The following is a 26346-nucleotide window of genomic DNA, read 5'->3' on the forward strand; positions in this document are numbered from 1 at the left end:
GGAGAACTACTCTTTAGCTCCATTATTTGTTTTAGCCCCACTTGCAGGCTTAGCTACAGGCTTAGCTACAGGCTTAGCTGAGCGACTGGTATTACGGAGCTTCCATGCACTGGATACGATTTGACTCCAGCGACGCTGGACACGTTTGGGGGTCCAGCCGAGTTGCTGAGCAATTTCAGCGTCGGATGGAGTAGCGTGTTGTCGATCCTGCATTTGCTGCTGTTTTAAGGCTAACAAGTGCTGCTGATCGACTGTCAATTGACCGATAAACTGAGTCCACTCTTTGGGGGATAGCCCTAGATTTTTATCTAGATCAGCGCCTAACCACTGGTGTACCAATTCCCAGTTGTGAGACTGAGCAAATTTTTCCACGTGGTACTTAAAGCGCTGCTGCAAGTAGTCACGCTGACGAGGTGTCAGGCCAAGCACTTCATCAATTTCGGAAGCGGCCATATCCTGGAGGCGTAAAGCTAGATAGTTGATGCAGGCATGTTGGTCCTGCTCTTCTAAATACTCTACGAGTTCCTTGATAATGCGATCGCGTAAAACCGCTTCAGCCGGATCGGTGACATCGGCCACCATCTGCTCACGAATTTGCTGCAATGCTGACGAACGAGAATCAGCATCGTCACTTTTAGGTGAATCAACCGCCATCTCAATATCGACACAGGTTTCTGCCGGTAAACGCTTGGCAAAGCTTTGAGCCCGCAAAACTAGGAGCTGCTGGTTGTAGCAACCTGGCAGGGAAATCCGACGCTTGGCGTACTGTTCACTAAATGCCATATACTCAGCCAGCTCCAATCGAGTTCTGGGAGAGTAGTCGGCTTCGAGATGATTTTCCCGACGAAACGCCTTGAGCACTTCAATGTAGAAACCCTGAAGAAAGTCTTCTAGTAGATTGCAACGCCCCTGAAATCCTAGCTGAGTCTTAGCAGGTGCGATATAGCGATAGGCGATCGCACTCAGTCGACTTTGTAGCTCTACCCTGCCTTGGCGAGAGCCCAGACGGTAGTACTCCAAGTACTTCTGAATCCTATTTTCTGCTAAGGAATGCTGCCATGCATTTACTTCACCAGAGGCTTGAATTCGGTCACTTTTGCGACAGATACGAGCCACTTCAATAGCCAAGCGATTGGCCACAGCATTGACAGTACGATTACTGCCTTTAACCTGCTCTTGAAGCATCTGCACCAAGAAACCAACTAAGGCCTGATCAACAGGACACAGTTCAGCTTCATTTTTGGTATTAGCAGAGTCGTCCTTAGTTGGCCGGACAGAACCAGCAGTGGGCTGGACAGAACCAGCAGTGGACTGGATATTGCCAGCAGTGGGATGAAGAACGACGTTATTAGTTGGCTTAGTTAGGTTTAATACGTTTGTAGCGGTAGATTGAGCTTTCATAATTCCCTTAGTGATGCACGCCCCTTCTATTCGAGGAGCTGTTCAATTTGGCAGTTGGAGCTGTAGGCCTGTCCGTTAGTGGACAGTTTCACTGTAGGGGGACTCAATCTGGAATCGAAATAACAGTGTGTCACTATCCAAACCAAATCGGCATAGAGTCTGTTTAAAGACCGGATGCTGCTCGAATATGTAGGGCATCAATAACTCTAAAATGATTACTACGTGGTCATTTGGTAGATAACACCGGTCGTAGGCTAAACACCTACATTAATATAAAGGCGACGTCCTTGACTGTGACAGTTGAGTAGATAGTCTATCTTATAAATCTATTTTTATCCTTGTGACAGTTACGCGAAAATGATGGGTTTTGACGCATCCATCGCAGTTGATCATCCGCGCCTGTTAATCCCATAATTCCCTGACGTATTGCACTATTTAATAGCTACGGCAATACCAGAGCCTGTCCGGTGGTTTTACGGGAGGCTCGCATGAAGTGTATGTAGAGAAAAATTGCGTTCAGGGGAGAATCTGTAAAGCTATGGAAAAGATTGCCTATTTCGATTGCCCAACGGGCATTGCTGGCAATATGTGTCTCGGTGCAATCTTGGCTGCAGGGATGCCTCTGGGGAATTTGTTAGCTCAGCTAAATGGTCTCGGGTTAGAGGATGAGTATGAGTTTACAGTCGCCCAAGTTAGACGTCAGGAACAAGCAGCGACCGCAGTTACGGTCAACTTGAGTGGGGCCCATGGCCATCGCCATCTACCAGAAATCGAAACCCTGATTCAACAGGCCCATTTACCCCCACGTGTAGTGGAGTGGAGTTTAGCCATTTTCCGAGAGTTAGCTGCCGCTGAAGCAACGGTCCATGGGATTCCGCCAGAGCAAGTGCATTTTCATGAGGTGGGAGCCACTGATGCCCTGGTGGATATAGTGGGCACCTGTTTGGGATTGGACTGGCTTGGCGTGGACCGAATAATATGCTCACCTTTGCCAGTAGGCGGAGGAACGGTCAAGGCGGCCCATGGACAATTGCCAGTACCCGCACCGGCTGTCCTGGAGCTGCTCAGACGGGCCCAAGCCCCGATCTATAGCAACGGGATTAATAAAGAATTGGTCACACCGACGGGGGCAGCGATCGCCACTACCCTGAGCCAATATTTTGGTCCCCCACCGGCCATGACTCTGCACCAGATTGGTCTGGGCGCAGGCGGCCATGATTTACCCATACCTAATATTCTCCGACTCTGGATCGGGACAGCATCGCAGTCGTTATCCTTTACCCATGGCCATAGGGACCATCAGCACCCAGACCATCAGCACCCAGAAGACCATCAGCACCCAGAAGACCATCAGCATTCAGAAGACCATCAGCATTCAGAAATCCAGCATTCAGAAATTCAGCAAGCGACGCTCGGCTATAGCGAGTCTGTTATCGAACTACAGACACAACTAGATGACCTGACACCCCAAGCAATCGGCTATCTCTACGAAGGTTTATTGCAAGCCGGTGCCCTTGATGTGTTTACCCAAGCCGTGGGCATGAAAAAAAATCGTCCGGGCATTTTGCTGACGGTTATTTGCAAGGAATCGACGGTCGATGCTTGTCAGTCCTTACTCTTTGCAGAAACGACCACGTTGGGAATCCGCAGAACCCCACAGCAACGGCAAACCCTTTATCGCAATTGGCAATCAGTGATGACGACCTATGGCCCTGTAAAGATCAAGGCCGGACTAGCAACACCCAATGGTCCTGTGATTAATCTTCAACCTGAGTATGAAACCTGTGCAACCCTTGCCCGGAAACACAGCATTGGCTGGAAACGAGTGCAATGGGAGGCAATTGCCGCTGCCCAAACCCTATATCAGGCCGATAGTTGGCAGGCTATCCAAGCCACCTAGACAGTTCCTTCCTAGGCAGCTTTTCACTAAATAGCGCAAACATTAAGCTCCAGCATCTTTGCGATCGGATGATGATTGGGTAAGGGGAGCCCAATGAAACTCCTTCATAATTTGGGAAAAAATTCGATACTCATCCAGGGAGGCTGTCTCTGGATTTTCAGCAGCCCCTTGCTGGATATGGACTAGATTGTATTGCACATCGCTACCGCAGATGGCCAGGGTAACACCATATATTTCTAAGAAATTGATAATCCACTGACACTCTTCCCGAGGAAATTGTTCGTAGTAACGAATAAGATCAGCAATGCGAGCGTCTAAATACGGGTGGGAGTTGGGAGATGCCAGAATCAGCTTAAGCAGTACAATCGCCAGCGTCAGCGGTCGGCCATTGGTTAATAACAGACTAAACAGTGACGACGGAGTTTCAGCATCTTCCGTCATCAGATAGTCAATCACGCGATTACTGGTTAGCAGTGCCAAAGAGGGATCCAGGGTTTTCTGATTAAACTTGAGGTACAACCCGTTTAGCTTTGCCCTAAGCCTGTTTTCAAGGGTTACGACAAACTCAGTTTTGACAGCAGAAAAAAGCAGATATTCAACCAGGCTATTTTTATAGCTGGCATAGCTTAAACCATGGGTTTGCTCATGGAAAATCCGAGCCAGGTTACGGTGACTAAACATCCCACGTTTGGCCACCAGAGCCCTAATCACCCGCAATGCACTATCTCCCAGCATAGTCGGGTTATCTCGACGCCCTCGCTGAGTAGACATCTTTTGAAAATGGGCCGTATACATGGCTAAGTCAAACTTAAACTGGTTCCTCAGCCGCTGTGATAAGGCCCTCGCAGCTTCTCGCTGCTCCAAAGGGTTACTAGTGTCTATATATTGCGGTGCTAGCAAATAGGCCGTATACCGCCTCGACCAGTTGGGGTCCTCGCTACTGAACCGATTTTCTACAAATAGCTTGAGGTCTTGAAAGTCATCGCTCTCTACAAAACTTTTCAACCATTGACGTAACCGCTTGATCGTGGGCGAAACCGAAATTTTATGGATAGCTGGATCGGCAAATAGCTGAATAAGGCCACGGATAGCCCCATATTCGCGGGCAACCTCCCAGTTATTGATCAAGATATAGCAGGAACGCTTGAGGGTATTGTGAAACTCCTTTTTATCGTTGGCAAAGAGGATGGCATAGAGTGCTGGCACGGTGTTCGTGCTAACAGTTTCATGATGCTGCAGAAAAAGTGACTTGAACTCTGCCAGCACATCTGCTGCAGGCCAAGATTTAACAATGTCTAGTAAAAAATCATAGATTGTTTGCTGGGCTTGCTGAACGTCTTGATGACGACGCCTGGGATTAAACGAATCAGAAACTCTATCAACAACCATGCAGATTATTGGTATACAAGGCCGTATGTACTATTGCTAGAAACATCAGCGGCTAAATAGATAAATACTTAGTCGAAGCAAAGAAATATGTCCGGATATTCACTTTGTAACAAGAATACACCCACCTTGGAAAGTATATTTACTCTGAAGTCCTCTCCGTAGCACTACTGATCGACTAATCATACGTATGCTTGAAAAGGGCAAACTCCATAGCTGGCATACCTTGTAATACCTAAAAACGCTTAATGTCAGTAACGAAATTCGTGCCATTGCACTTTTGGTACAAACTTACAGACAAATTGTATAGCGTTAGCTTTTTAGAATAGCTAAAGAAACGATAAAAATGGGGGCGGAGGGACTTGAACCCTCACGACCGTTTAAGGTCAGCGGATTTTCACCCTCCCACAGCTTTCGCTGTTGCCACGCAAAGCGGGCTTTGAGGATTGGACCCTCCCTTTACCCTCGACTTGACGTTAGGGTAGCTCCCGTCGGGCCTCTGCACCTTCCCTCTAAAGGGATGAAAGATGAAGCATGAAGGATGAGTTTATTTTCCGCCTTCCGCCTTTCGCCTTTCGCCTTTTAAAGGGCTTGGCTCAGGATTGCCGTATCTCCACCCATAAAAATTGGTTATGGAGACTTAGGTTTCCCTGAGTTTGAGAGCTTCCACTTAGCAGATTTCTCCACTAAGGCTCAGTTTTCTAAGTCCGCAGCGTCTACCATTCCGCCACGCCCCCTTAGTTGGTCACTGACTGAAATTTCAGTGTAGACATTTAGCCTACTAGAAAGTGTCAGCCAAGAAACACCTGTTTAATTCCAACACCAACTGGTACTCTGTGCAACCCCCTGAACGTTATGATGACTAACGATATGTGCGAAGTGTCTGCAGATTCATGGATAACCTCGATATCTCACTTTTGATTACGCTGGCGGTTTATGCCGGGTTGGCAGGGCTCTATTTGCTAGTAATTCCTGGAGTACTGCTTTTTTATCTAAAGCAGCGTTGGAATGTGGCTACATCCATAGAGCGCCTATTGATTTACTCGTTGGTGTTTGTATTTTTTCCAGGGATGCTATTGCTATCGCCCTTTCTCAACTTTAGACCTCAACGGCGTGAGATTTAGTTATGCGGCGAATTGATGTGATCGGGATTGGGCTCGGTGTCTTTGTGGTTGGAGGAGGGTTGTACTTGATACTTTCCCTGGCTGGTTTAGATGGGATTTCGGCAGGAATCTGGAGTCAGGTGATTTTTGCAGGCGGTCTACTGGGCTGGGTACTGACCTATTTGACTCGGGTGTTTTCCCAACGCATGACCTACAACCAGCAGCTCAAAGACTATGAGGATGCAGTCCTTCAGAAACGTCTGGATGAGATGTCTGATGAAGAGTTAGCTCAGCTACAGTCGGAGCTAGAGGCAGAGAAACGGCCCCAATCATCGTCCTAATTTTTTCAGATCAAATACACGGATCAAACACACAAACTATGGGTAAATCGGTTTCAGCGCAATTTCAGGCGTTGTGCGATCGCAAAAGCTGTGCACTTATTCCATTCATTACAGCGGGCGATCCTGATTTGGAAACGACAGCAGCAGCGTTACGAGCGTTGGATCGAGCTGGAGCAGATTTAATTGAGTTGGGTGTCCCCTACTCTGATCCATTAGCCGATGGTCCAGTCATCCAGGCAGCAGCGACACGGGCATTGGAACGGGGGGTCACTCTGGATGCAGTATTGAATCTGGTGGCTGAAGTATCCCCAGAGCTATCTGCACCGATTGTGCTGTTTACCTATTACAATCCCATCCTCAACCGGGGGATTCAGCAATTTCTCCAGGATATTCATCGGGCAGGAGCTCGCGGTCTAGTCGTACCGGATCTACCTCTAGAAGAAATGGAGGTGCTGCTACAGCCCGCTAAAGAGATTGGGATTGAAGTAACGCTACTGGTAGCACCCACTACTCCAAAAGAACGAATTATTGCGATCGCACAGCAATGCCAAGGCTTTATCTATTTGGTCAGCGTTACCGGGGTTACCGGCATGCGTAGCGAAATAGGCAGTCGTGTACAAGATTTATTGCAAGAGCTACACACCGTTACCGATAAACCGATTGGTGTTGGATTTGGCGTATCATCACCAGAGCAGGCTGCTCAGCTAAAGGCCTGGGGTGCCGATGGGGTCATTGTTGGTAGTGCCTTTGTTAAACGGCTAGCCTCAGATAGCACAAGCCAGACTGCGGGGGTTGCTGATGTGGAAACCTTTTGCCAGCAGCTCAAGACAGCCCTAGACTGACAAAAACAGCAACATTCTTCAAAAATACTGTTTTCACACGGGTCTGTTAATGGAGCAAATCTGTTGCTTCATTAGGCAACAGCGGCTTCAAAGCATTTTGTTGAGATCGACAAATTCTGTCGATCTCAACCACTCCCTCTGTCTCCCTACGGCTCATTTCGTTAGAGCACACAATGAGATGAGCAATTTCAGTAATCAACCTGGGCAGCAGGTCAAAATTATATCAGTGCCACAACAAGTTCATACATCAGAACACTCCTTTGTACATTAATATCCGGATTCTTCTTGATGAGGCCACATCAGACGATGTCGTAACAGCGCTTACGTGTTACGAACTGATGATAAATATTGCAGCATATGAACTTCAATGATTCTTCATGTTCATTTAAGCGATCTTCAACCAACACCTAGATCTCTCTTAAGTCAGGACATGGGAGTGGCGATCCCCATGAATTTAGTAGGCGAAATTGCTAAATTTTACAGATCTTTTCCTATTTACAATCAAAGTTTCCTGATTCAGTGTGTCTCCGTATCAACCCTTAAAAATTACCTGATGTTGTTAGGTATTGCACTCTTCTAAACTGGAGTGTCATAATCCTTGACCAGAGATAGGAATAACCGTATAAATACGGCAAACTTCCTTGATTTATTGAGTTGTCAAACACTTTTGGTCAGTGGTTATCCTTAGACCGGCAGCAAAATCTCTAGGCCTGCAAGTCTAAGGTGGCTGGAGTATTTACTTAAGTGTTTTTCAATTCATTTACAGAATGCATGTGATCAAGAGTCATATGTGGTTGCAAATGGTTACTTTGAGTTGCTTGTAAATAAAGGGCGATGTTGATCAGCCGTTTGCTTTGTTGTTGGTGCCTGTGAGGGGTTATGAGAGTTCTGAAAAACCGTCCTAGAGGTGCTGTCCGGCACTTACTTAAAGCTGTAAGTTTTTTCTTGGTGGGTGTTCTGCTGAGCACGTTGCTGGTTTACACCCATGCCCCTGTGATGCCGGTAAGTGCTCAGGTCCAGATTGAAAATACCGCATCTGGAACCTTTGACGATCCGAGTAATCCCAACCGTAATCGGTTGTTAGTCGTTCCAGCCAACACAACAAGAGTTGGAACTAGCACGGGTAATCAACTGCTGAGACTGACAAAGACAGCCGACAAATCCGCTGCTGAACCCGGTGACGTGGTGATTTATCGATTACTAGTTGAAAACCTGAGCACCGTGGCAGCTACTCCCTTGACCGTTATGGATAATCTGCCACGGGGTTTGGAATATATCGAAGACTCGGTCAATACAGCGCCAACTCCGCCTAACTTAACGTCCTTTACCCCTTCGGGGCGGCAGCTTGATTTTCAATTTGATTCTTTAGCCGCTGGCACAGCGCTACAAATTCTCTACGCAGTCACACTGACGCCTGATTCAGTTCGCGGCTCTGGTGTGAACGTAGCGTCAGCATCAGCCCCCGGATTCCCAACGGCCCAGGCTGAGTTTCGCTTAACCATCCGTCCTGGCATCCTGTCTGATTGTGGCACCATCATTGGCCGAGTCTTTGTGGACAAAAACTTTGATGGTGAGCAGCAGACCGGTGAGCCTGGTGTACCCAATGCAGTCATTTACTTGGATGACGGTAACCGTATCATTGCTGACCCAGACGGCTTATTCTCCATGGCTAACGTGGTATCGGGCAATCGCGTCGGTGTCCTTGACCTGAGCAGTTTGCCAGGTTACACCTTGGCTCCTAACCTCTACCGCCTAGAAAACAACAGTCAGTCTAGATTGGTGCGATTAGAAGCAGGTGGTCTGGCACGTATGAACTTTGCAGTAACACCAACCTATGGGGAGGGGCAGAACTAATGATGATGCGTCTGTTATCAAATTCAATCTGTTTGGGACTGCTCACTACATTGACAGGTGCAATAGCACTGGTCCAGCCAGCCAAAGCAGCTCAAGAACAAACAGCTAGTTTTCAAACCTTTGAAACCACCCAATCATTGCTATCAGCAAGCACTGGGCTACCAGGAAACACTGATGCAATTGACGTTCTAGAGGCTGACACTCCAGCCCTATTGACCCAGGCTAGTGATGACCTGCCTAGCGATCTGCTTGATGCCAATACACTGCCAGTGGAAGAAGATCCTGGTGAGGCTGACGGATTTATTGATGAAACAATTATTCGTCAAGTCCCGAGTAGTCTGCCCCCACTGATCCAAGATGAACTAGGGGATGAGCTCACCCTAGAGATTTTTCCGGTAGGTGATTCCTTCTTGCCTGCCGATGGTCGGTCCACCCTCAAGTTAAGAGGCTCTATTTTGGATGCCTCTGATCGGTCTGTGAATAAGGACGTTGTCGTCACGCTGACCACATCAGCAGGTACGTTTATCGGTGCCGATTACGACATTGACCGTAGTGGTTTTCAAATACTGGCTCGTCAAGGAGAATTTGAGGTTGAACTGCGTTCATCTCTCGATGCTCAAACGGTAACCGTGCGAGCCAGTGTGCCTGCCCGAGAAGCGTTAGGTTTGGTCGGTGATGAAGCAACCGCTCAGCGACCGGTTGCTGAGCTGGATGGCTACACTCAGCTAAATTTCACCACCCCCTATCGCCCGTCGTTGGTCGCTGGTGTCGTTGACTTTCGCTTTGGTCCTGGTGCTACTGATTTTTGGGGTCGCTATGCGGACTTCCTCGATCCAGGAGACATCGGCGACTATGAAGCAGATCTGGATGCGGGTATTTTTGCAACCGGGACCATTGGTGACTGGTTGTTAACGGCAGCGTTTAATAGCGAGCGCGCCCTAAATGAACGCTGTAATGATAACCGTCTATATCGAGATGTTCAAAACTGTGAACAGACTTATCCCACCTATGGCGATAACTCAACCACTGACTTTTTGACGCCCTCTATCGATAGCTTCTACGTTCGTTTTCAACAAGATTCTCAAATCGTCGGCTACGAACCCAACTTCTTTATGTGGGGGGACTACAACACGGAGGAATTTTCTCGGTTCTCCCAGGAATTTTCGGCGTTAAATCGTCAGCTCCATGGCTTTAAGGGTAACTACACGTTTGCCAATGGCCTACAGCTGACTGCTCTCTATGCCAATGATTTGCGAGCGTTGCAGCGGGACACCATCGTCCCCGATGGCACCAGCGGTTACTACTTCTTGTCCCGCCGTCTGATATTGGCTGGGAGTGAGGATCTCTTCTTTGAAATCGAAGAACTCAACCGACCAGGGACAGTCATTGAAAGAGTGCGATTGTCGCGGGGTGTGGACTACAGCATTGACTACGATCGTGGTTCCGTTCTGTTCAACAGTCCTGTGTCTGCTGTTGATGCCAATCCATTTGGGCCAGCGTTAATCCGTCGCATCGTGGCCACATACCAAGTGGACGGTGACGAAGCTGAAGGTAATTTGTTTGGAGGACGGCTACAGTACAACTTTGATACCAGCCTTGAATCACCCAGCTGGGTAGGGGCGTCAGCGATCTTTGAAGACCAAGGAGCCCAAGACTTTAGTCTCCTCGGTCTAGATGCTCTGATTCCGTTGGGGAATAATGCACAGCTGGTAGCTGAGGTGGCTCGGTCTGAGCTAGACAATCCCCTGGTGGATGAAGAGGGCGTTGCCGTCAGGCTTGAAGCTACTGGCCAAATCACTCCTGACTTGGGAGGTACGGCCTATTTTAGAAATGCTGAAAGCGGTTTCCGCAACAGCGCCACCACTAGTTTTAGACCAGGACAGACTCGCTGGGGTGGTCAGCTGGGCTATAACGTCAGTCGCAACACTCAGCTGCAATTTCAGTTTGATCGTGAAGAAAACGACGGCAACGAAGATCTCATTCCCACCACCCTGGATGAACTGATTAATCCTGGATTGACACGACCCACCGGAGCCGTTGTCAATAACTCGCTGACCACGGTTCGAGCTGGGATACAGCAACAGTTTGGAGCGCTCACAGGTAACCTGGACTGGGTTTATCGCGATCGCAACGACCGAGTCACCGGCAACGATGTTGAATCTAACTTGATATCAGCAGGTTTAACCTGGCCTCTTGCGGAAAAAGTCTCTCTCCGGGCTCAAACTGACATTGCCATCGGCGATGAAGATGAAGCTTATCCCGGTCAGACCGTTGTTGGCGTGGACTGGGCTGTCCTGCCAGAGGTAACGCTGAGATTTGCCCAGCGGTTCTTCCACGACGATGACATTACCCCCGATGCTCTCACCACCGTTGATGCTCTGGTCAATTATGACCTTACCGATAACACTCATCTCACTGGCCGCTATTCCGTTCTGGGAGCCAACAGCGGCATGAGTGGTCAAGGAGCCTTGGGATTAAACCATCGGATTAATCTCAGTCCTGGTTTACATGTAGATTTAGGCTACCAGCGAATTTTTGGTGATAGCCTGTCGTCCATTACAGGCGGAAACCAGTTTGCCCAACCCTATGCTGTGGGGCAATCGGCAGCATCCCTGGGTTTGATAAGTGGCAGCACCTACACGGTGGGTCTGGAATACACTGATAATTCTGATTTCCAGGCCAGTGCCCGATTTGAGCATCGCGACTCGGATGGTGAAGACAATACAGTGATCACTGCATCCGCTGCCGGTAAGCTATCCCCAGCCCTCACCACCTTACTGCGGTTAGAACATGCCAACTTTGGTAACTTTACCAACGACACGGTTAGCAATCGACTGAACAGTTCTACCAGTGCTCGTTTAGGCCTGGCCTATCGTAATCCTTACAGCGATAAGTTCAATGGATTGTTGAGCTATGAATACGCCATCAACCCATCGAGTACCCCCAACTCTCTATTAGTAGGTGCAGGCTCAGACTCGATTCAGGAACACACCCTGGCCATGGAGGGGATTTATGCCCCCAGCTGGCGTTGGGAGTTTTACGGCAAGTATGCCCTGCGGGCAACCAATGCAGACCTGGATTCTTTGGGAGTGTCATCGACCAATGCCATTCACCTGGGGCAGTTTAGGGCCACCCACCGGTTTGCCTACCGCTGGGATGTTACCGGTGAAGTGCGCTACATTACCCAACCTGAAACCAACTACGACGAAGTTGGTTTTGCCCTCGAAGCAGGTTACTACATGACTCCCGAGTTGCGGCTCGGTTTGGGTTATAGCTTTGGTAGTGTGAACGATCGTTCCCTGGGCGGCAGCGGTTACCGGTCTGACGATGGTCCTTACATTGGTATCACCTTTAAGGTGAACGAACTTTGGGACCAGTTTGGTTTACAGCAGGTGGCTCCATCACAGCAAGAAGAATCTTTGGTGGAAACGGATAGTTCGCCACCGCCAGAATCAGTCAGTAGCAATCCGGTTTCTTCACAGACAACAAATGGGGGTGAGGAGTAATGAGATCAATCATGCAGATATCTAGATTAATTGGAACGGCTTCCCTAGCAATTACTCTGCCATTAACAGTTGACATCATGGCAGCTCAGGCACAACAAAAGATGACGCCCTATTCCGTGATTGTCAATTCGGCTACTGATGAGGCTGTTATTCGTCCCAATGATGAGCTCACCCTTCGAGAAGCCATTGAAGTCATCAATGGAACATTGCCATTGACGGCATTGAGCGAGTCTGAACAAGCGCGAATTTCACCTACGGCTAGCAACCCATCGATTAATTTTAGTTTGGCAGGTGATACTACCATTGATTTAGTGGCTCCTCTGCCACCTATCAATGCCCCAGGTACTTTGATAGATGGCTCCAGCCAACCCGGTTATGGGCCTGTTTCCATGAAGGATACGATGGTCACACCTGTACCCACTCCCGTAATAACGCTCACCCCCGCCAATGGAGTGGAAGTCTTGCGTGGGTTAATTGTTACTGCTGATGAGGTAACGGTCCGTGGTCTAAGCATTTATGGATTTTCTGCGAGACACCGTTCTACCGAAACAACGCCACCTGCCGATATCTTAATTACTCATCTAGCACCACCTGTGGATGCAGGAATACCTGGTGAGTATGCCCTAAGCCTAATGTCTCTTGAAAACGCTAATTCTCTTCCTTCAGAAGGCAATGGCTTAGTGATTGTTGCGAAAATTGACGATTTATATCATGTTCGTATTTTCGACGTAAACGGGCAAATGATCCTTGACGAGGAAAACAATGAAACGATCCTTGACGAGGAAAACGATAATTTGTCATCTGATGATTTGGCAGACCTTATTCAGGAAATAGAAACAGCGTTTAGTAGGGACTTAGTTGATAACCAAACAAAAATTAATCTCATACGAAAGATTACGTCGAGATTGGATCATACTTTGCCAGATACACCTGGGTGGCGAACCCTTCGCCCAGATGAGGATTCCGATGCCCCAGTTGGAGTTGTGGTTGAAGACAACTGGCTAGGAATGTCGCCATCGGGTCAAATGCCGACCGAGGAGCAGATGTCTGCCCTGGGCGTATTTGTCTTTAATGGACTAGATACTGTCATCCAGCGCAATCGTATTGAGTTCCATGAGGGCAGCGGAATTATTACCGGTGCCCAGGCCATGGGCATGGAGGTTACCGAAAATAGGCTGTATGCCAATGGAACAGCCGGGATTCCTGATGGCATTCGTCTAGATGGCAACATTGACGGCACCGAAATCTATGGCAATCTCATGTGCGGCACTGACGGCAGTGGCGTATTTATGTTTAAGCCGGAAGGGTCGGCCCGCATCTATCAGAATGATATTCGGTTTAACGGTCGCCGATTGAGACGGGCAGCTGTCTATCTCATGGGTAGCGGTCATGAGGTGACCGAGAATGTGATTCAACATCAACCAGGTCCAGGGGTAGCGATCGCATCCTATCCCCGCAGTGAAGGCAATATTATTCGTAACAATACCTTCGCTGCTCTCGATGGCCTCAGCGTAGACCTGGGACATAATGACAATACTGGAATTCAAGATTTCCAACGCAAAGATGGTCCTAACCCACCGCGCAACTCTTCCCAGCGGCGACGTGATACGGCCAACGGTGCGGTCAATGCACCTGAATTTGACGACTATGTCTTTCCAGTAAGCAATGGTCAGGCCACCCTGAGGGGTGTTGCCGATCCGGGTACGGCTATTGACATCTACACGGTAATTGACCGAAAAGATTACTACGGTTCGTTAAATCAGTATGTGGCCACCGTCACCGCCGATGATACAGGTAGCTTTAGTGCTGATGTGAATGCACCGGAAGGGACCTTATTGAGTGCGATCGCAACCGATGATGTATATGGCACCTCTGAGCCCTCAGCCATTACCGCCATTGGTATCCTGGGAGACGGGCCCAGCTCACCCCAAATGCCCAGCTGTGAGATTGCCCAGGATCCTCCACCAGAGCCCGAACCAGAACTACCGCCAGAGCCAGTAATACTACGTATTCCCCGCAATATTCACTTTGCCCTTGACAAGTCAGACATCACTGCTAAGTCTGCCGCCATCATGGACGAGATCATTGCTGTTTTACAGGAATATCCCTTTATCACGGTTGAACTCCAGGGCCACACTGACCCTAGAGCTAGTAATGCCTATAACCAGGCCTTGGGTGAACGGCGGGCTTTGGCAGCTAGAAATTACCTGCTTCAGCAAGGTATAGCAGCTGAGCGCATGAGAATTCGCTCCTTTGGTGAAACGCAACGGGTATCTAGCGGAAGTGGACGCATTGATTATGCCCGCGATCGCCGCACCGAGTTTATCTTCACTGATACTCGCGGCCTCGACATCATCTACGAAAATCTTGAGACTGACCTACAGATCGAACCGTAGACCCCATCCGTTATCTCTCCCCAATGCCGTCACCCTTTACTAGGAATTAAGCGATGAAGCGCTTGCTCAAGAAGACATTTAAAAAACAATTTGGAGCTGTTGCACCTCAGCAGCATGCTGCATCGACAACAAACTGGTGCCAACGGCAGGTCAGACAAAAGATAGCTGTCATGACCTCAGTGCTCACTGCAGCTACTTTGAGCTTAGTGACGGGTCGCCCTGCCGAAGCACTTTCCGTTTTTCCAGTTGACCTAAGTAATTATCCAGAATTTGTTCTCAACACAGACCTGATCGTCAGCGATACATTCGGGAACGACGTCAATGTCAATTTCTCCTGGACTGGCAATACAGACAATTTCGAACAGCTAAGACCGTCTGACCGCCTCACTGGCGGATTTTCAGTCGGCAGTATCTTGGAAATCCAGCACGACCCTGCATTATTCGCTGAGTCAGTTACTCTGAACATTAACTTTGGGGCTGAAATTGAGCAGGCCCGTCTGATTGTCATTGACGTTGACCGTGACAATGCTAATACCTGGCAAGACCAGGTAAATATAGGTGGTAGTGTTGCACCAAATACCATTACCCCAGCAACTGTTGCCTCTCCTCCACTAGAAGTCTCACCCGAAGCAGCAGCGGGGGTTACTGGCGTAGCCTTGGGTATTGATCAACCTAACGGTGCAGTTACTTTTCCTGGACTAGCTGCCGCAAGTGACTTTACTGTAGATATTACAGGCACCGAATTTATTGGGGTCTACAATCCCAGATCGCTTGACCCCAGATTAAATGGAGCGGTATCCACAACTGAATTCACCCCTCAAGACGCTACACCTACCGGTGGAGTAGCTGTCAATCCGACCGCTCCTTTACCTAACCCTCAGGACCCCAATCCACCGGTAGTAGGGGCTCCCCCAGAAAATGGGGTTGAGGCCCAGAACCAAAGCCCTGAAGGTACAGTCACTGCCGATTATTCAGCCGCTAACGGCCCCCTAACTAATCTCACCTTTACCTATAGCAGTGGTCCAGCGGCAGTCCCCGACGGATTAAATCCTGCAGGCCCCGCTGGCTATATTACAAATGCTAACGATGCCAATGGTGGTCCTGGTAATCATGGTGTGGGTCTCTACACTATTTTCCTGGTCCCTGGTAATATCGGCACCGCCAAAAGTGCTGGCACGCCTGTACAGGTAAGCGCCACTGAGTTTGATGTCACCTACACCGTTAGTGTGCAAAACTTTGGTGCCAGAACTCCCCTAACCAACATTCAGATCACTGACAATCTGGTTGATACCTTTGAAGGGACAACCGGTTTTACAGTGGTGGCACTACCCACGTTTATTTCCGGCCCAGAATCCATCACTGGACCACCGAACGCACAGAGAGTCAATAATTTATTTAATGGCAACGGCGACGTAAATCTGCTGGATGGTACCGGTTCCCTGAACCCTGGGGAAAGGGCTGTCATTCAATACACTGTCAGGTTAGATTCTACAGCGGCAAATATCACACCGGGGAGGCCAGAGCCCTACAACAATATCGTTGTAGGTGAGGCTGATACTCCCATTGGTCTACGGATTACCGATACTTCCCAGGACAATAGTATTCCACCAGACCCTAACCCCAGTCCTAATCCAGACCCCAACAATGATGGGGATCCACGAGAGTTTTTACCGACTCCAGTGGTCTTGCCAAACCTAACGTTATTACCTCGCATCAACGTTTCTGAGCAGGTAGTCGGCACACCAGTTCTTAACCCAACCACCGGCCCTGCTCCCACATTTCCCAACAACACAGCTCGCGTTCTTTATCGTATCCGCGTACAAAATACCGGTAATGAGCGATTAGAGCAGGTGCAGTTAATTAACGACTTTACCGATACCTTTGACAATAGCGATCGCGGCGGCTCCGGTCTCGATACGGGCTTTGAAATAATCTCAGTCATCCGGTCTGGCGGCAACGAAACAACGCCTATTCCCGCCAACGTTGACTACAACGGAGGTGATACCTTTATTGGTGGGGTGAGAAATCCAGCCCAGGCGAACGAAATCCTAGCTACCAATGGGGTCCTAAATCCTGGTGAATTTGCCGAGTATGACATCCTTGTCGATGTGGACACTAGTGGTAATGGTGAGACCTTAATTCGAGAGCTACCCGGCCCGTTTGACAACTTCACCACGGCAACGGGTGTCGGCACTGATCCGAACACTCCATCTGGTATTACTGTCAGGGATATTTCCAACGATGCCACAGGTTTTAACAGCTTAGAAGAGGCCCTGAATCCACCGGGTGGCTCAGCCACGGGTGGTAGTACGCTTGACCCAGCTCCAGCACCCACACCGTCCGCCGACCCCGCCAATGAAAACGTGCCCACACCGGTTAGCTTAGCCCTCACGCCTGAAATTTCGGTCATTGAGCAGATTGATGATAGCCGCACGCAGGTAGGAGAAATTCCTCCTGCCGGTGGACTTCCAGCCTCCACCTTTGGCGGGAGTAACGTTCGTTTGGTTTATCAAGTTGTGGTGCGCAACATTGGTATTGAAGATCTGCAGAACGTTCAACTTACCAATAGCTTTGTAGATACCTATGGGGTGAGCGGCGAGGGGCCAACGGATGACTTTTTCATTGTTGGTGTTGGGCAGCCGGCCCAGGGCAGTGGTGTCACCACAGTACCGGTAAATCCAAACTTTGACGGCAGTGGGGATTTACTGCTAGCAGGTGATCCTAACAATCCTGGCAGTACCTTGAATGTAGATGAGTTTGCCGTTTATGAGATTGTGGTGGATGTCAACACAGCCGGTACCAACGTAGTCCCCCGGCTGCCAGGGCCCTTCGATAACCAAACCACCACCACCGGTATTGGTATTACGTCTGGGGAAACAACCTCAGATTTCTCCAATGACATCAACCCATTCCCCAATGGTGGGACTACGCCTGATCCGACAACCAGTGACCCGAATGGCAACCTAGAGGCTAACGAGCCTGGTGAAAACACTCCCACTCCTGCGTTGTTAGGTGCCGATCTAACGGTGGTCAAGCGGATTACCCGTGTGATTAGGGGCGGTGTTGACCTACCCGTTGCCGGTATCGATAACTTTAATAATGAACCAGCAACTAACGATGACGATACACTGGCCAATTTGTCAGGCAACAGTCTACCGTTGGGTGTCTTTATTGGTCCTGACCAGCTACAGTCTGGAGACTTAATCGAATATACGATCTACTTCTTTAACTCTGGTGTAGCCACAGCAACCAATGTCGAGATATGTGATGAGCTACAGGTGCCAAGCGTACTGCAACCTAATAGCCTAACCCTGGCTTCTCCAACAGCACTTTCCCAGCTCGGGACTAACCTCACGTTTGCGGCAGATGGTTCGCTACTGTTCCCTCAGGCTCCCCTGGCAACCTTGGCCGAGTCTTGTCTGTCATTCCCAGGTAGCTTCCCAGCGGGGACACCAACCGGTGGGCTAGGTGTTGGTGCTGGCGGTGGTGTGATCGCTGGGGGTGCAAATCTAGGTCTCAATGTCAATACAGGTGAAGTGGGTGCCGTCCGCTTTACAGTGGCCATCCCCTAGTCGCTGGTTGGTTTTGACCAACCGGATATTGATTAGACGTTAGTAGTATTAAGGTGGGCTAGAGATTCTAGTCCACCTTTTTTATACCAAATCCGAATTCATTAAACCCGATTCAAAATAGACCATCCTGTAGGGGCACTCCCTTGTGGGTGACCTATGAAAGCTGTGATGCAAGTCACCCAATCGCCGTAGGGAACTGTACACAATAAAACCTCAGGGGAAGATTGTGGAAGGTTGGCAGCATGATGGATGGAAGCGTCGATGGATAAGCGGACGGAAAGCATAGTCATGGTGAATCCCAGTGAGCGGCCAATTTTTGTTGTTGGAATGCCCCGGTCAGGAACCACCTTGTTGACCACTATGCTCTCAGCTCATCCCCATATTGCCATTTCCCCTGAAAGTCACTTCTTAACCTATTGGATACCCACATATCGTCATTTAAAGGTAGAGAATACTGATGATTTCCAACAGTTTTGGCAGCTATTGAGTCAGAGTAAGCGATTCTCTTACTTTGATATAGATGCCGATAAAACCTTAGCCACTATCCTGGCTAAGGGATCTCCTAACCCTGCAACAATCTTTGCAGGATGGCTGGAAACCTATGCCGAGCGATGTCATAAACCTCGCTGGGGAGAGAAGACACCGCTCCATTATCAGCATTTAGAACAACTATTGACATGGTTTCCTAAAGCCCAAGTGATATGGATGTTACGAGATCCAAGGGCGGTAACAGCATCCCTGTTAAAAATGACATGGGCTAGCAACTATACGCATATTCATGCTGAACAATGGTACCGGAGTACCCAACTCTATGAACGAAACTGGCATAGCGATCCACGGATAAAACTGTTGCGCTATGAAGATTTGGTACAACAGCCAGATCAAACCCTCGAAGGAATTTTTCAGTTTCTAGGAGAAGACTATCCGAAAGGACTATTGGCACAACGGTCTACCCAGACTATGCCCATTGTTAATCGAGAAGGATGGGCCTTGTCTCACTTAAATCAAGCACTACAACCGGTGGAAACCACGGCTATCGATCGCTGGAAACAACAACTGAGTCCTAACCATGTCGCAATTGTGAACAGCCTGACAAATAGGCTACAACAGCGATACGGATATACCGATGGAGATCCCCCCTCCCTCTCCCTCCAGGCAAACGTGCTTTTAAGGTTGGAAAGGCTGCGCTGGAAGCTAGACCGCAAGCTAATGGGATGGCGCACCAGGTTACTGGGACCATCAGCTCGAAGGGCTCAAGACATTGGCGCTGTGGCAAAAATAGAACAATATGATTAACACACTACCGATTAGAAAGCCCCATTTACGCATTAGACAGACCGCCAGCTATCTGTTGCGTCGCCCCCCCATGAGTCCGATCCGGTTTATCCTGTTTGGACGAGGTCGCTCGGGTACAACTGCATTGGTAAGCCTCTTGGACGGGGTAAAGGAAATTCACTGCGATGGAGAAATTTTAAGTACACCTGTCCTATTGCCTAAGCTTTATTTGCAGAGCTGTAGTGCCAACTCTCCGACAATCGCTTACGGTTGCAAAGTTTTGAGTTATCACATTCGAGATGTGCAGCCATTGTTGCAGCGACGACGGTTTTTACACCATCTGGACAAGGCTGGTTTTAAGATCATTTACCTGCAGCGGCGGAATCTTTTCCTCCATGCCCTATCCAATATCAGGGCTCGGGTATCTGGGTACTCTCAAAAAAAGACGGATGGTCCGACTAAAGCTAAGGTGATTCACGTCAAGCCTGAAAGCATATTGGACTGGATGCAGCGGAGTAAACGGAAGGCTGCCTATGAACTGGAGCTGCTGCAAGGTTTGGATGTCCTGGCACTGACCTACGAGGATAATATTCAAGACAGTTCGCAGCATCAACCAACGGTAGATAAGATTTGCGACTTTTTGGGCGTACCCTCCTCTCCAGTAACCAGCGCCTATCGCAAACAATCACCGGGGCGATGGCAAGATGCGATCGCAAATCACGAAGAACTCACCGAGTTTTTTGAAAACACCCCCTACGCCCAATACCTTCAGGATAGCTAAACGTTGTTGTGCCAGGGGCTTGAATCCCATCAGCCGGAACCACTGCCGGATAAGGAATTATCATACAAAATATGGAGTTCATTCCTATACATGAAATATAAATAATCGACATGCAATCTGATTTAAGTCAGTTCACATACATCCTGGATAAAATTAACTCATCAGATTTTTGCGAAGAGCCATTTAAGCATTTAGAAATTCCTAATTTTCTTTCAGATGAACACTTCAATGCAGTCATTACTGCTGATCAGGTGGCAATGACTGCATTCCAAAGATCAGATGATTTGATTGACCAACTCTTAAATAAAGGATATGAGCCAATACCTTTTCCGGGTTGCACCACATCAGTGCACGATTATCTAAACTGGCTCAAAGGAAAAAATAGCCACGATAATCATGAGGTATGTGAGGGATTTGGCATCACATTCCGCCTTAAAAATCCCAAGGCCAGAATATTAATAGATCTTGATGTTTTTTTCAAATCATCTATTTTCAAGAAATTACTTGAAGAAAAATTTAACATTACAAGACCCACTAAGATTGAAACAGGCCTGCAAAAGTATCTCCAAGGGTATGAAATCAGCCCTCATCCAGATATCCGACAGAAGGCTCTTACCTACATGCTAAATGTGAATCCTTCCAGGCATTCTGAAGAACTCAATATCCATACACACTATCTGACGTTTAAGCCACAAAAACGATTCATTTCCGAGTTCTGGCGTTACAACGAAGATTATGATAGGTGCTGGGTTCCCTGGGAATGGTGCGAGACGATCAAACGGCAATGCCTGAATAATAGCATTGTGATCTTCTCTCCTGCTTGGGACACATTGCATGCGGTAAAGCTAAACTACAACCATCTCAAAACACAACGAACTCAATTTTATGGAAATTTTTGGTATCAAGATTCTCCCCAGCTGCAAAAACCTCAATACAGTGACTTTATGATTAAATCTAGTCCTACACCGAGATTAACGATTAAAAAATCAAAGTTAAAGTCTTATATGAGCAAATTTATTTCACACTTTAGGAATTAACCATGGCAGATCCATGGTCTTACCCATAGCGATCCACCACCTCGTCATAAATCATCTCTAGCTGACGAGTATTTTTAGATAGATCAAAGTTAGTAGCCACATGGGCCTGCCCAGCTAGCGCAAATTTCTGTCGCAGATCTGCATCCTCAAGTAATCGAATCAAATCTTGAGTCAGTTGTTCAGTATCTTTTTCAGGTGCCAGCAAACCGGTTTCGCCATGGATGACAGCTTCAGGAATGCCGCCTGTGGCAAAGCTAACAACAGGTAGTCCCATGGCCTGAGCCTCAGCAAAAACCATGCCAAACCCTTCGGCATCGCCTGACCGGGCAATAATGCTGGGACCGCAAAATACCTGAGCCCGATTCATCCAATAACATACTTGGTCGGGGGATTGTTTCCCTAGAAACTGGACACGCACTGAAAGCTGATGGGCCAGGGTTTGGAGGTGCGATCGCAAAGCCCCATCACCAATAATCACCAGTTGTACCTGAGGTATCTGACCCTGCACAGATGCCATGGCACGGACCAGATAGTCCACCCCTTTTTTCTCAACCAATCGTCCAACAAATAGCACAATCGGCTCTCGTTCTTGATCTAACCGGGGTTGAAACCGCTGTCGATCAATGCCGATATAGTGCACCACAATCTTGTCATCAGCTGCCCCCCTAAGCAGCAACTGATGACGAATAAACTCTGATACAGCAATGATGCGATGGGCCTTCGATAGTACCTGATCTCGCTTGTACAGCAGCAACAGTCGAAAGACATCACCCTGATCACGAATCGTGGTCCAAGCAGGCGTATCCCAAGTAGCGTCATATCCATGGAAAGTGACCACAAGGGGAAGATTGAGTTGCTGGCATAGGGGCAACACCAAACCGCCATCACTCCCAAAATGAGCATGCATTAGTACCGGAGTATGCTGCTTCAGCACCCTAACCCACTGGGGATGAACTGCACCGCCAAACTTATATAGCCCCTGCCAAAGACGCCTAAAAGGGCGGCCAAGGGCAAGGGTCTCACCTAAGATAATAGTGTTCTGGTGCTCAAGGTACGCTGTTAAGCGACGAGTACCCACATAGACCGGACCATAACGCGATAGACTTCCCCCCTGGGCAGGAATAAAGGTCTCCGAGTAGGGTAAAAGTTGGTCACGATAGATTAGAACCGTGGGCATGGGGGAGGGCTGCCTTTTTTGCTAAACCTTGTCCACGTCCAGAACTGGAGTTTTACCGTGGGAGAAACCACAGGTTTCAACTTGGACGTGGTTTAGGTCACTTTCTTTTTCGTCGACTGGATTAGACCTAAGACGGGTAGTGATATATCTAGTGAAATAACGTTTCCAAGCATAGATTGGGCTGAGAAAACTACTAATAAACAGCTGTAGCTCAGCCGCTGACACAACATCCTGACGTAAGTGGCGATGATGTTTGATCAAATGCTGCAGCAATTTACGCCCATCATTTCCCATGAACAAAAGGGTTAACAATAAACGCTTCCAAAAGCTTGTACCAACCATCCGAGTAGCATACTTACTGAGACCAATCCCATGGAAAAACCGAAGTAAATAGCTGCGTTCAAATCGCCAGCTGGGAATCTGATGCTCAATTTGCATCAACGGATTAAACCATATTTCCCAACCAGCTTTCTTCAAGTACAACAACGCCTCTACATCTTCCCCCTTAAAATTCAAGGAGTCTCCCACCGGACCTTGACGCATTAGAGAGTTGGGCACATGCTTTAGCCACGCCTGTCGTAAAATCACCAGCCCAGCTCCGGGAGGGACTAAATTACTCATAGCCCGCCATCCTGTGGTAAAACAAATCACTTCATCTCGCTCTACCACTGGTATAAATTGAGCAATGCGCTCAAAATTTACTGGCGGTGCAGTCTCATAGTTCGGATGAATCTGACTACCAAAGGCGGCAGCTTGGGGATGTAGAACTCCAAAGTCATAGGCCGACTGCACCCAGTCAAGACTAGGAACATTATCATCATCCAAAAAGCCAATCCAAGTACCTGCCGCCTCCGCAATTGCCCGTCGACGAGCAAACGCAGCACCTTGCTGCGTTTCAAGTACATACTTTAGAGGACAAGCTGTCCATCTCTGCTGATACATCTGAACAATATCAGCAGTCCCATCAATGCTATTATTATCTACGATAATTATTTCCCAGTCGATGCTATCAGCAATACTCTGAGCACTGAGAGCGTCTAAAATCTTCGGTAAGATCAAAGCACCGTTATAGAGACGAATAGCAACCGAAAAATCAACCATAGATCAAGTAAGGCTACAATCGCCTAGGTACCCATAGAAACGATCTGTTTTGCTTGACCCCACATCTAATCTATGGGTAGCCAAATTGAAGATGACCATGGTTAATCCATAGTAGTGCGCAGACTCATAACATCGAATCCAAGCACTGAGTCACAAAACTAGACCAAAAGGACTACTACATAAGGGATACACCCTATACCAGCAAAACCGGTATAGTTTCAAAATTTACGACTTAATTACCATTTGATTAAGCAATTGAGCATAGGGTACCCAGATCGCCATGAGTGGGTATCCCCTCAACTTTCAAGTCAATCTACAAAGTTGACCAAATAACCTATTCCTCAAATCACCAACAGCAAAACAAAAGCCCCTGACAAAAGTCATTAGACGCTGCCTAATAACTTTTTGTCAGGGGCTCTTTAGAAAATGCAGTAGTGAGTGACTCTTAAACTAGGTCCAAGCCAAAGCACAGAGCTTCTTCTACAGCAAAACTACAGCCCTGAATAAGGACAAGACTTTAACTTATATTAAAAAAGCACAAACCTCTCTAGGACAAGGCTTTCTTGCTCATGCTGTACTTACCGCCGCGACCACGGTACCACTCGCTAGTACGGGCACCAGCAGACAAGATATTGGAAACTCGATTGCGCGCCTTTAAAAAGGTGGCCTTGGGCATATCACTCTTAAAGATTGCTTCCATTACCTCAGCAATTTTGAATGCCTCGTCGGGTTGAGCCTTTAGAATGTTAGCAACAACATCAGGCAGGGGAGTCTTCCGGAAAGGATCTTGAACATAACGCTGCCAGTTGGGAGACTTACCACCGCGAGGCTTACGAGTGGCCTTAGCAGCAGGCTCTGCTTTAGCTGCCTTAGCTTTAGTGGCTGGCTTAGTTTTAGTAGCCGCCTTAGCTTTAGTGGCTGTTTTTGTAGAACCTGGCTTACGCCCACGACGTTTACCCGGTTTCTTAGCAGGAGCTGCCTCAGGCTCAGGTTCACTAACGCTAGCGACTGCATTCGTTAGGATTTCAGTGACACTGGCTGCAACACCATTAGAACCACCAGTCGACTGAAACATATCAATAACAGTCTTGAGACCGTCACGCTGCTTCTCTGTATCAGAAAGCTGACCACTTAGTGCCTCAATTTGAGAAGCAAGTTGGGATTCAACTTCCTTGAGCTGATCAAGGACATTGTTAGCCATATCGGATTAAACCTCACTTTGTTGCAATGAATGGAGCGACTTTTGAGAAAGACAATCTCATTTGTTTTTTAATTCTACAAACATATAGCACTAATTCAACAAGTTTTTAACACCAAAAAGATACCCAAGCACAAAAAAGTAATATCACTGGAAGTATTTTTTACCGGCCAACAACCTAAAATTACGCGCCCAACTGAATCTAGCAACGACTGTTTTCAAGGGTAATGCGATGGGAACAGGAAAGCACACCGAAACCCAAAGCCCTTTATTATCAAACCCTTCAGCTAAAACAACCTGCAAACAACAGCCTACCTAGAACTGATCGAGAGGAACTTATTTGGCTTTTCACGACCCCATCCCCTGTCTCCGTCCGCCTTATTATTCCTTGGGAAAGAATTATGGAAAACGTCTCTAAAAATTTAGATAATCTAACAATACAAACTCTTAACCATGGGCGAAGTCTCCCTTTAAAAAAGAACAAAAGTAGTTCATGAGAACTACTTTTGTTCTTTCGTTACTGACTTAGGGAACTAAGTCTGTCTATTCAAGGCTAATTATCCCCAACGGGTTGAGGGTAGATCGGGGGGAACATCTTGAAGTCGACCTGGGCCAATGGCCTTAATGGCTTCGACGAGATCAACATTGCCAGTGTAGAGAGCTTTGCCAACAATCACCCCGCTGACCCCCAAAGGAGCCACTCCTAACAGAGTAAGCAAATCGGTCATAGAACTGACACCACCTGAAGCAATGACCGGTGTATCAATCTTTTCGGCCAGTTCTCTAAGGGCTTCTAAATTGGGTCCTTTAAGCGTGCCATCTCGCTTGATATCGGTATAAATAATGGCAGCGGCTCCCAGGTCTCCCATCCGACGAGCAAGATCGTCGGCCATAACAGTGGATGTCTCCAGCCAACCACGGGTGGCAACTCTGCCATCACGGGCATCAATCCCGACAAAAATACGCCCTGGGAATTCGGTACTCAGTTCTCCCACTAAGTCAGGATTCTCAACAGCTACAGTGCCTAGAATGGCGTACTGTACGCCCAGATCAAATAACTCCTTAACACGATTGCGATCGCGTAGTCCTCCGCCCACTTGCACCGGGACATCAACGGCCTTAACAATCTCGGTAATTGCCTGCCAATTCTCAGGTTTACCGGCCTTAGCACCGTCTAAATCCACCAAGTGAATGCGCGATGCTCCCTGCTCAGCCCAGCGACAAGCAACAGCAACCGGATCGTCATCAAAGACCTGGGATTGTTCATAGTCTCCTTGAAACAAACGAACACAGCGACCGCCGAGTAAATCAATGGCAGGGATCACGTCCATAACTAGAATCCACCGTTATATAAGAATGAGTAATGAATCAAATTGTACAGAAAAAGGTGAAGCCACCAGAATCGAGAAGAACGTTTAACCTCCGTCGGTTAGTCCCTGACTGGCGTTTAACAATCAACGACTAACGACTATCTTC

17 protein-coding genes are annotated in these 26346 nt (G+C 48.0%); 11 read left to right on the top strand and 6 right to left on the bottom strand.

What is annotated here, in order from left to right; translation table 11 throughout:
- Window positions 1-6: 6 nt before the first annotated feature.
- The gene (locus IXB50_RS04185; RefSeq protein ID WP_215607686.1) at window positions 7-1401 is read right to left on the bottom strand and encodes a HetZ-related protein; all 1395 of its coding nucleotides are present in this window, start codon (window positions 1399-1401) and stop codon (window positions 7-9) included.
- Window positions 1402-1939: 538 nt separating this feature from the next.
- Between IXB50_RS04185 and larC the strand changes: the two genes are divergently transcribed.
- Complete coding sequence (gene larC, locus IXB50_RS04190) at window positions 1940-3301, top strand: nickel pincer cofactor biosynthesis protein LarC (protein WP_215607687.1); 1362 nt, start codon at window positions 1940-1942, stop codon at window positions 3299-3301.
- A gap of 42 nt (window positions 3302-3343) precedes the next feature.
- Here larC and IXB50_RS04195 read toward each other — a convergent pair whose 3' ends face one another.
- The gene (locus tag IXB50_RS04195) at window positions 3344-4690 is read right to left on the bottom strand and encodes a hypothetical protein (protein WP_215607688.1); all 1347 of its coding nucleotides are present in this window, start codon (window positions 4688-4690) and stop codon (window positions 3344-3346) included.
- An 890-nt stretch (window positions 4691-5580) separates the two neighbouring features.
- Between IXB50_RS04195 and ndhL the strand changes: the two genes are divergently transcribed.
- The 10 genes from ndhL (at window position 5581) to IXB50_RS04245 (ending at window position 21394) form a co-directional block, all read left to right on the top strand.
- Window positions 5581-5811 carry an NAD(P)H-quinone oxidoreductase subunit L gene (gene ndhL, locus IXB50_RS04200; RefSeq protein ID WP_215607689.1) on the top strand — a complete coding sequence of 77 codons (231 nt, stop codon included), beginning with the start codon at window positions 5581-5583 and terminating at the stop codon, window positions 5809-5811.
- 2 nt (window positions 5812-5813) lie between these two features.
- Window positions 5814-6131 (top strand): DUF3007 family protein, encoded by a 318-nt coding sequence (locus tag IXB50_RS04205; RefSeq protein ID WP_215607690.1) that lies wholly within the window; start codon window positions 5814-5816, stop codon window positions 6129-6131.
- A 38-nt stretch (window positions 6132-6169) separates the two neighbouring features.
- Window positions 6170-6973, top strand: coding sequence for a tryptophan synthase subunit alpha (gene trpA, locus IXB50_RS04210; protein WP_215607691.1), 804 nt, complete (start codon window positions 6170-6172; stop codon window positions 6971-6973).
- 879 nt (window positions 6974-7852) lie between these two features.
- Window positions 7853-8827, top strand: a complete 975-nt coding sequence (locus IXB50_RS04215; protein WP_215607692.1) for a DUF11 domain-containing protein — start codon at window positions 7853-7855, stop codon at window positions 8825-8827.
- Window positions 8827-12333 carry a TonB-dependent receptor gene (locus tag IXB50_RS04220; RefSeq protein WP_215607693.1) on the top strand — a complete coding sequence of 1169 codons (3507 nt, stop codon included), beginning with the start codon at window positions 8827-8829 and terminating at the stop codon, window positions 12331-12333. Before IXB50_RS04215 ends, IXB50_RS04220 begins: the two co-directional genes overlap by 1 nt.
- Window positions 12334-12344: 11 nt before the next feature.
- Window positions 12345-14729: an OmpA family protein gene (locus tag IXB50_RS21990; RefSeq protein ID WP_246564080.1), complete on the top strand. Its 2385-nt coding sequence runs from the start codon at window positions 12345-12347 to the stop codon at window positions 14727-14729.
- Between the two features lie 53 nt (window positions 14730-14782).
- Window positions 14783-18301: a hypothetical protein gene (locus IXB50_RS04230; protein WP_215607694.1), complete on the top strand. Its 3519-nt coding sequence runs from the start codon at window positions 14783-14785 to the stop codon at window positions 18299-18301.
- 261 nt (window positions 18302-18562) lie between these two features.
- Window positions 18563-19597, top strand: a complete 1035-nt coding sequence (locus IXB50_RS04235; protein ID WP_215607695.1) for a sulfotransferase family protein — start codon at window positions 18563-18565, stop codon at window positions 19595-19597.
- A complete protein-coding gene (locus IXB50_RS04240) occupies window positions 19590-20357 on the top strand; it encodes a sulfotransferase family protein (protein ID WP_215607696.1) in 768 nt (255 codons plus the stop codon). The genes IXB50_RS04235 and IXB50_RS04240 overlap by 8 nt, the downstream gene beginning before the upstream one ends.
- A 110-nt stretch (window positions 20358-20467) precedes the next feature.
- The gene (locus IXB50_RS04245) at window positions 20468-21394 is read left to right on the top strand and encodes a hypothetical protein (RefSeq protein ID WP_215607697.1); all 927 of its coding nucleotides are present in this window, start codon (window positions 20468-20470) and stop codon (window positions 21392-21394) included.
- Window positions 21395-21413: 19 nt separating this feature from the next.
- On the opposite strand, the gene IXB50_RS04250 is transcribed toward IXB50_RS04245, so the two are convergent.
- The 4 genes from IXB50_RS04250 to hisA all read right to left on the bottom strand — a co-directional run bounded on the left by IXB50_RS04250 (window position 21414) and on the right by hisA (window position 26201).
- Window positions 21414-22571, bottom strand: coding sequence for a glycosyltransferase (locus IXB50_RS04250; RefSeq protein WP_215607698.1), 1158 nt, complete (start codon window positions 22569-22571; stop codon window positions 21414-21416).
- A gap of 21 nt (window positions 22572-22592) precedes the next feature.
- Window positions 22593-23672, bottom strand: a complete 1080-nt coding sequence (gene hpsE, locus IXB50_RS04255; RefSeq protein WP_215607699.1) for a hormogonium polysaccharide biosynthesis glycosyltransferase HpsE — start codon at window positions 23670-23672, stop codon at window positions 22593-22595.
- 547 nt (window positions 23673-24219) lie between these two features.
- Window positions 24220-24873, bottom strand: a complete 654-nt coding sequence (locus IXB50_RS04260; protein ID WP_215607700.1) for a hypothetical protein — start codon at window positions 24871-24873, stop codon at window positions 24220-24222.
- Window positions 24874-25427: 554 nt separating this feature from the next.
- Window positions 25428-26201: a 1-(5-phosphoribosyl)-5-[(5-phosphoribosylamino)methylideneamino]imidazole-4-carboxamide isomerase gene (gene hisA, locus IXB50_RS04265; protein WP_215607701.1), complete on the bottom strand. Its 774-nt coding sequence runs from the start codon at window positions 26199-26201 to the stop codon at window positions 25428-25430.
- Between the last annotated feature and the right edge of the window lie 145 nt (window positions 26202-26346).

The sequence above is a fragment of the Leptothoe spongobia TAU-MAC 1115 genome, from assembly GCF_018739885.1.
GTDB classification, from domain to species: domain Bacteria; phylum Cyanobacteriota; class Cyanobacteriia; order Phormidesmidales; family Phormidesmidaceae; genus Leptothoe; species Leptothoe spongobia.

Bases quoted from the DNA above. Each gene is read 5' to 3' on its own strand.
- larC (WP_215607687.1), top strand. From the start codon at position 1,940: ATGGAAAAGATTGCCTATTTCGATTGCCCAACGGGCATTGCTGGCAAT.
- IXB50_RS04220 (WP_215607693.1), top strand. From the start codon at position 8,827: ATGATGATGCGTCTGTTATCAAATTCAATCTGTTTGGGACTGCTCACT.
- IXB50_RS04215 (WP_215607692.1), top strand. From the start codon at position 7,853: ATGAGAGTTCTGAAAAACCGTCCTAGAGGTGCTGTCCGGCACTTACTT.
- ndhL (WP_215607689.1), top strand. From the start codon at position 5,581: ATGGATAACCTCGATATCTCACTTTTGATTACGCTGGCGGTTTATGCC.
- IXB50_RS04185 (WP_215607686.1), bottom strand. From the start codon at position 1,401: ATGAAAGCTCAATCTACCGCTACAAACGTATTAAACCTAACTAAGCCA.
- hisA (WP_215607701.1), bottom strand. From the start codon at position 26,201: ATGGACGTGATCCCTGCCATTGATTTACTCGGCGGTCGCTGTGTTCGT.
- trpA (WP_215607691.1), top strand. From the start codon at position 6,170: ATGGGTAAATCGGTTTCAGCGCAATTTCAGGCGTTGTGCGATCGCAAA.
- IXB50_RS04250 (WP_215607698.1), bottom strand. From the start codon at position 22,571: ATGCCCACGGTTCTAATCTATCGTGACCAACTTTTACCCTACTCGGAG.
- IXB50_RS21990 (WP_246564080.1), top strand. From the start codon at position 12,345: ATGCAGATATCTAGATTAATTGGAACGGCTTCCCTAGCAATTACTCTG.
- IXB50_RS04195 (WP_215607688.1), bottom strand. From the start codon at position 4,690: ATGGTTGTTGATAGAGTTTCTGATTCGTTTAATCCCAGGCGTCGTCAT.
- IXB50_RS04260 (WP_215607700.1), bottom strand. From the start codon at position 24,873: ATGGCTAACAATGTCCTTGATCAGCTCAAGGAAGTTGAATCCCAACTT.
- IXB50_RS04240 (WP_215607696.1), top strand. From the start codon at position 19,590: ATGATTAACACACTACCGATTAGAAAGCCCCATTTACGCATTAGACAG.
- IXB50_RS04235 (WP_215607695.1), top strand. From the start codon at position 18,563: ATGGATAAGCGGACGGAAAGCATAGTCATGGTGAATCCCAGTGAGCGG.
- hpsE (WP_215607699.1), bottom strand. From the start codon at position 23,672: ATGGTTGATTTTTCGGTTGCTATTCGTCTCTATAACGGTGCTTTGATC.
- IXB50_RS04205 (WP_215607690.1), top strand. From the start codon at position 5,814: ATGCGGCGAATTGATGTGATCGGGATTGGGCTCGGTGTCTTTGTGGTT.
- IXB50_RS04230 (WP_215607694.1), top strand. From the start codon at position 14,783: ATGAAGCGCTTGCTCAAGAAGACATTTAAAAAACAATTTGGAGCTGTT.
- IXB50_RS04245 (WP_215607697.1), top strand. From the start codon at position 20,468: ATGCAATCTGATTTAAGTCAGTTCACATACATCCTGGATAAAATTAAC.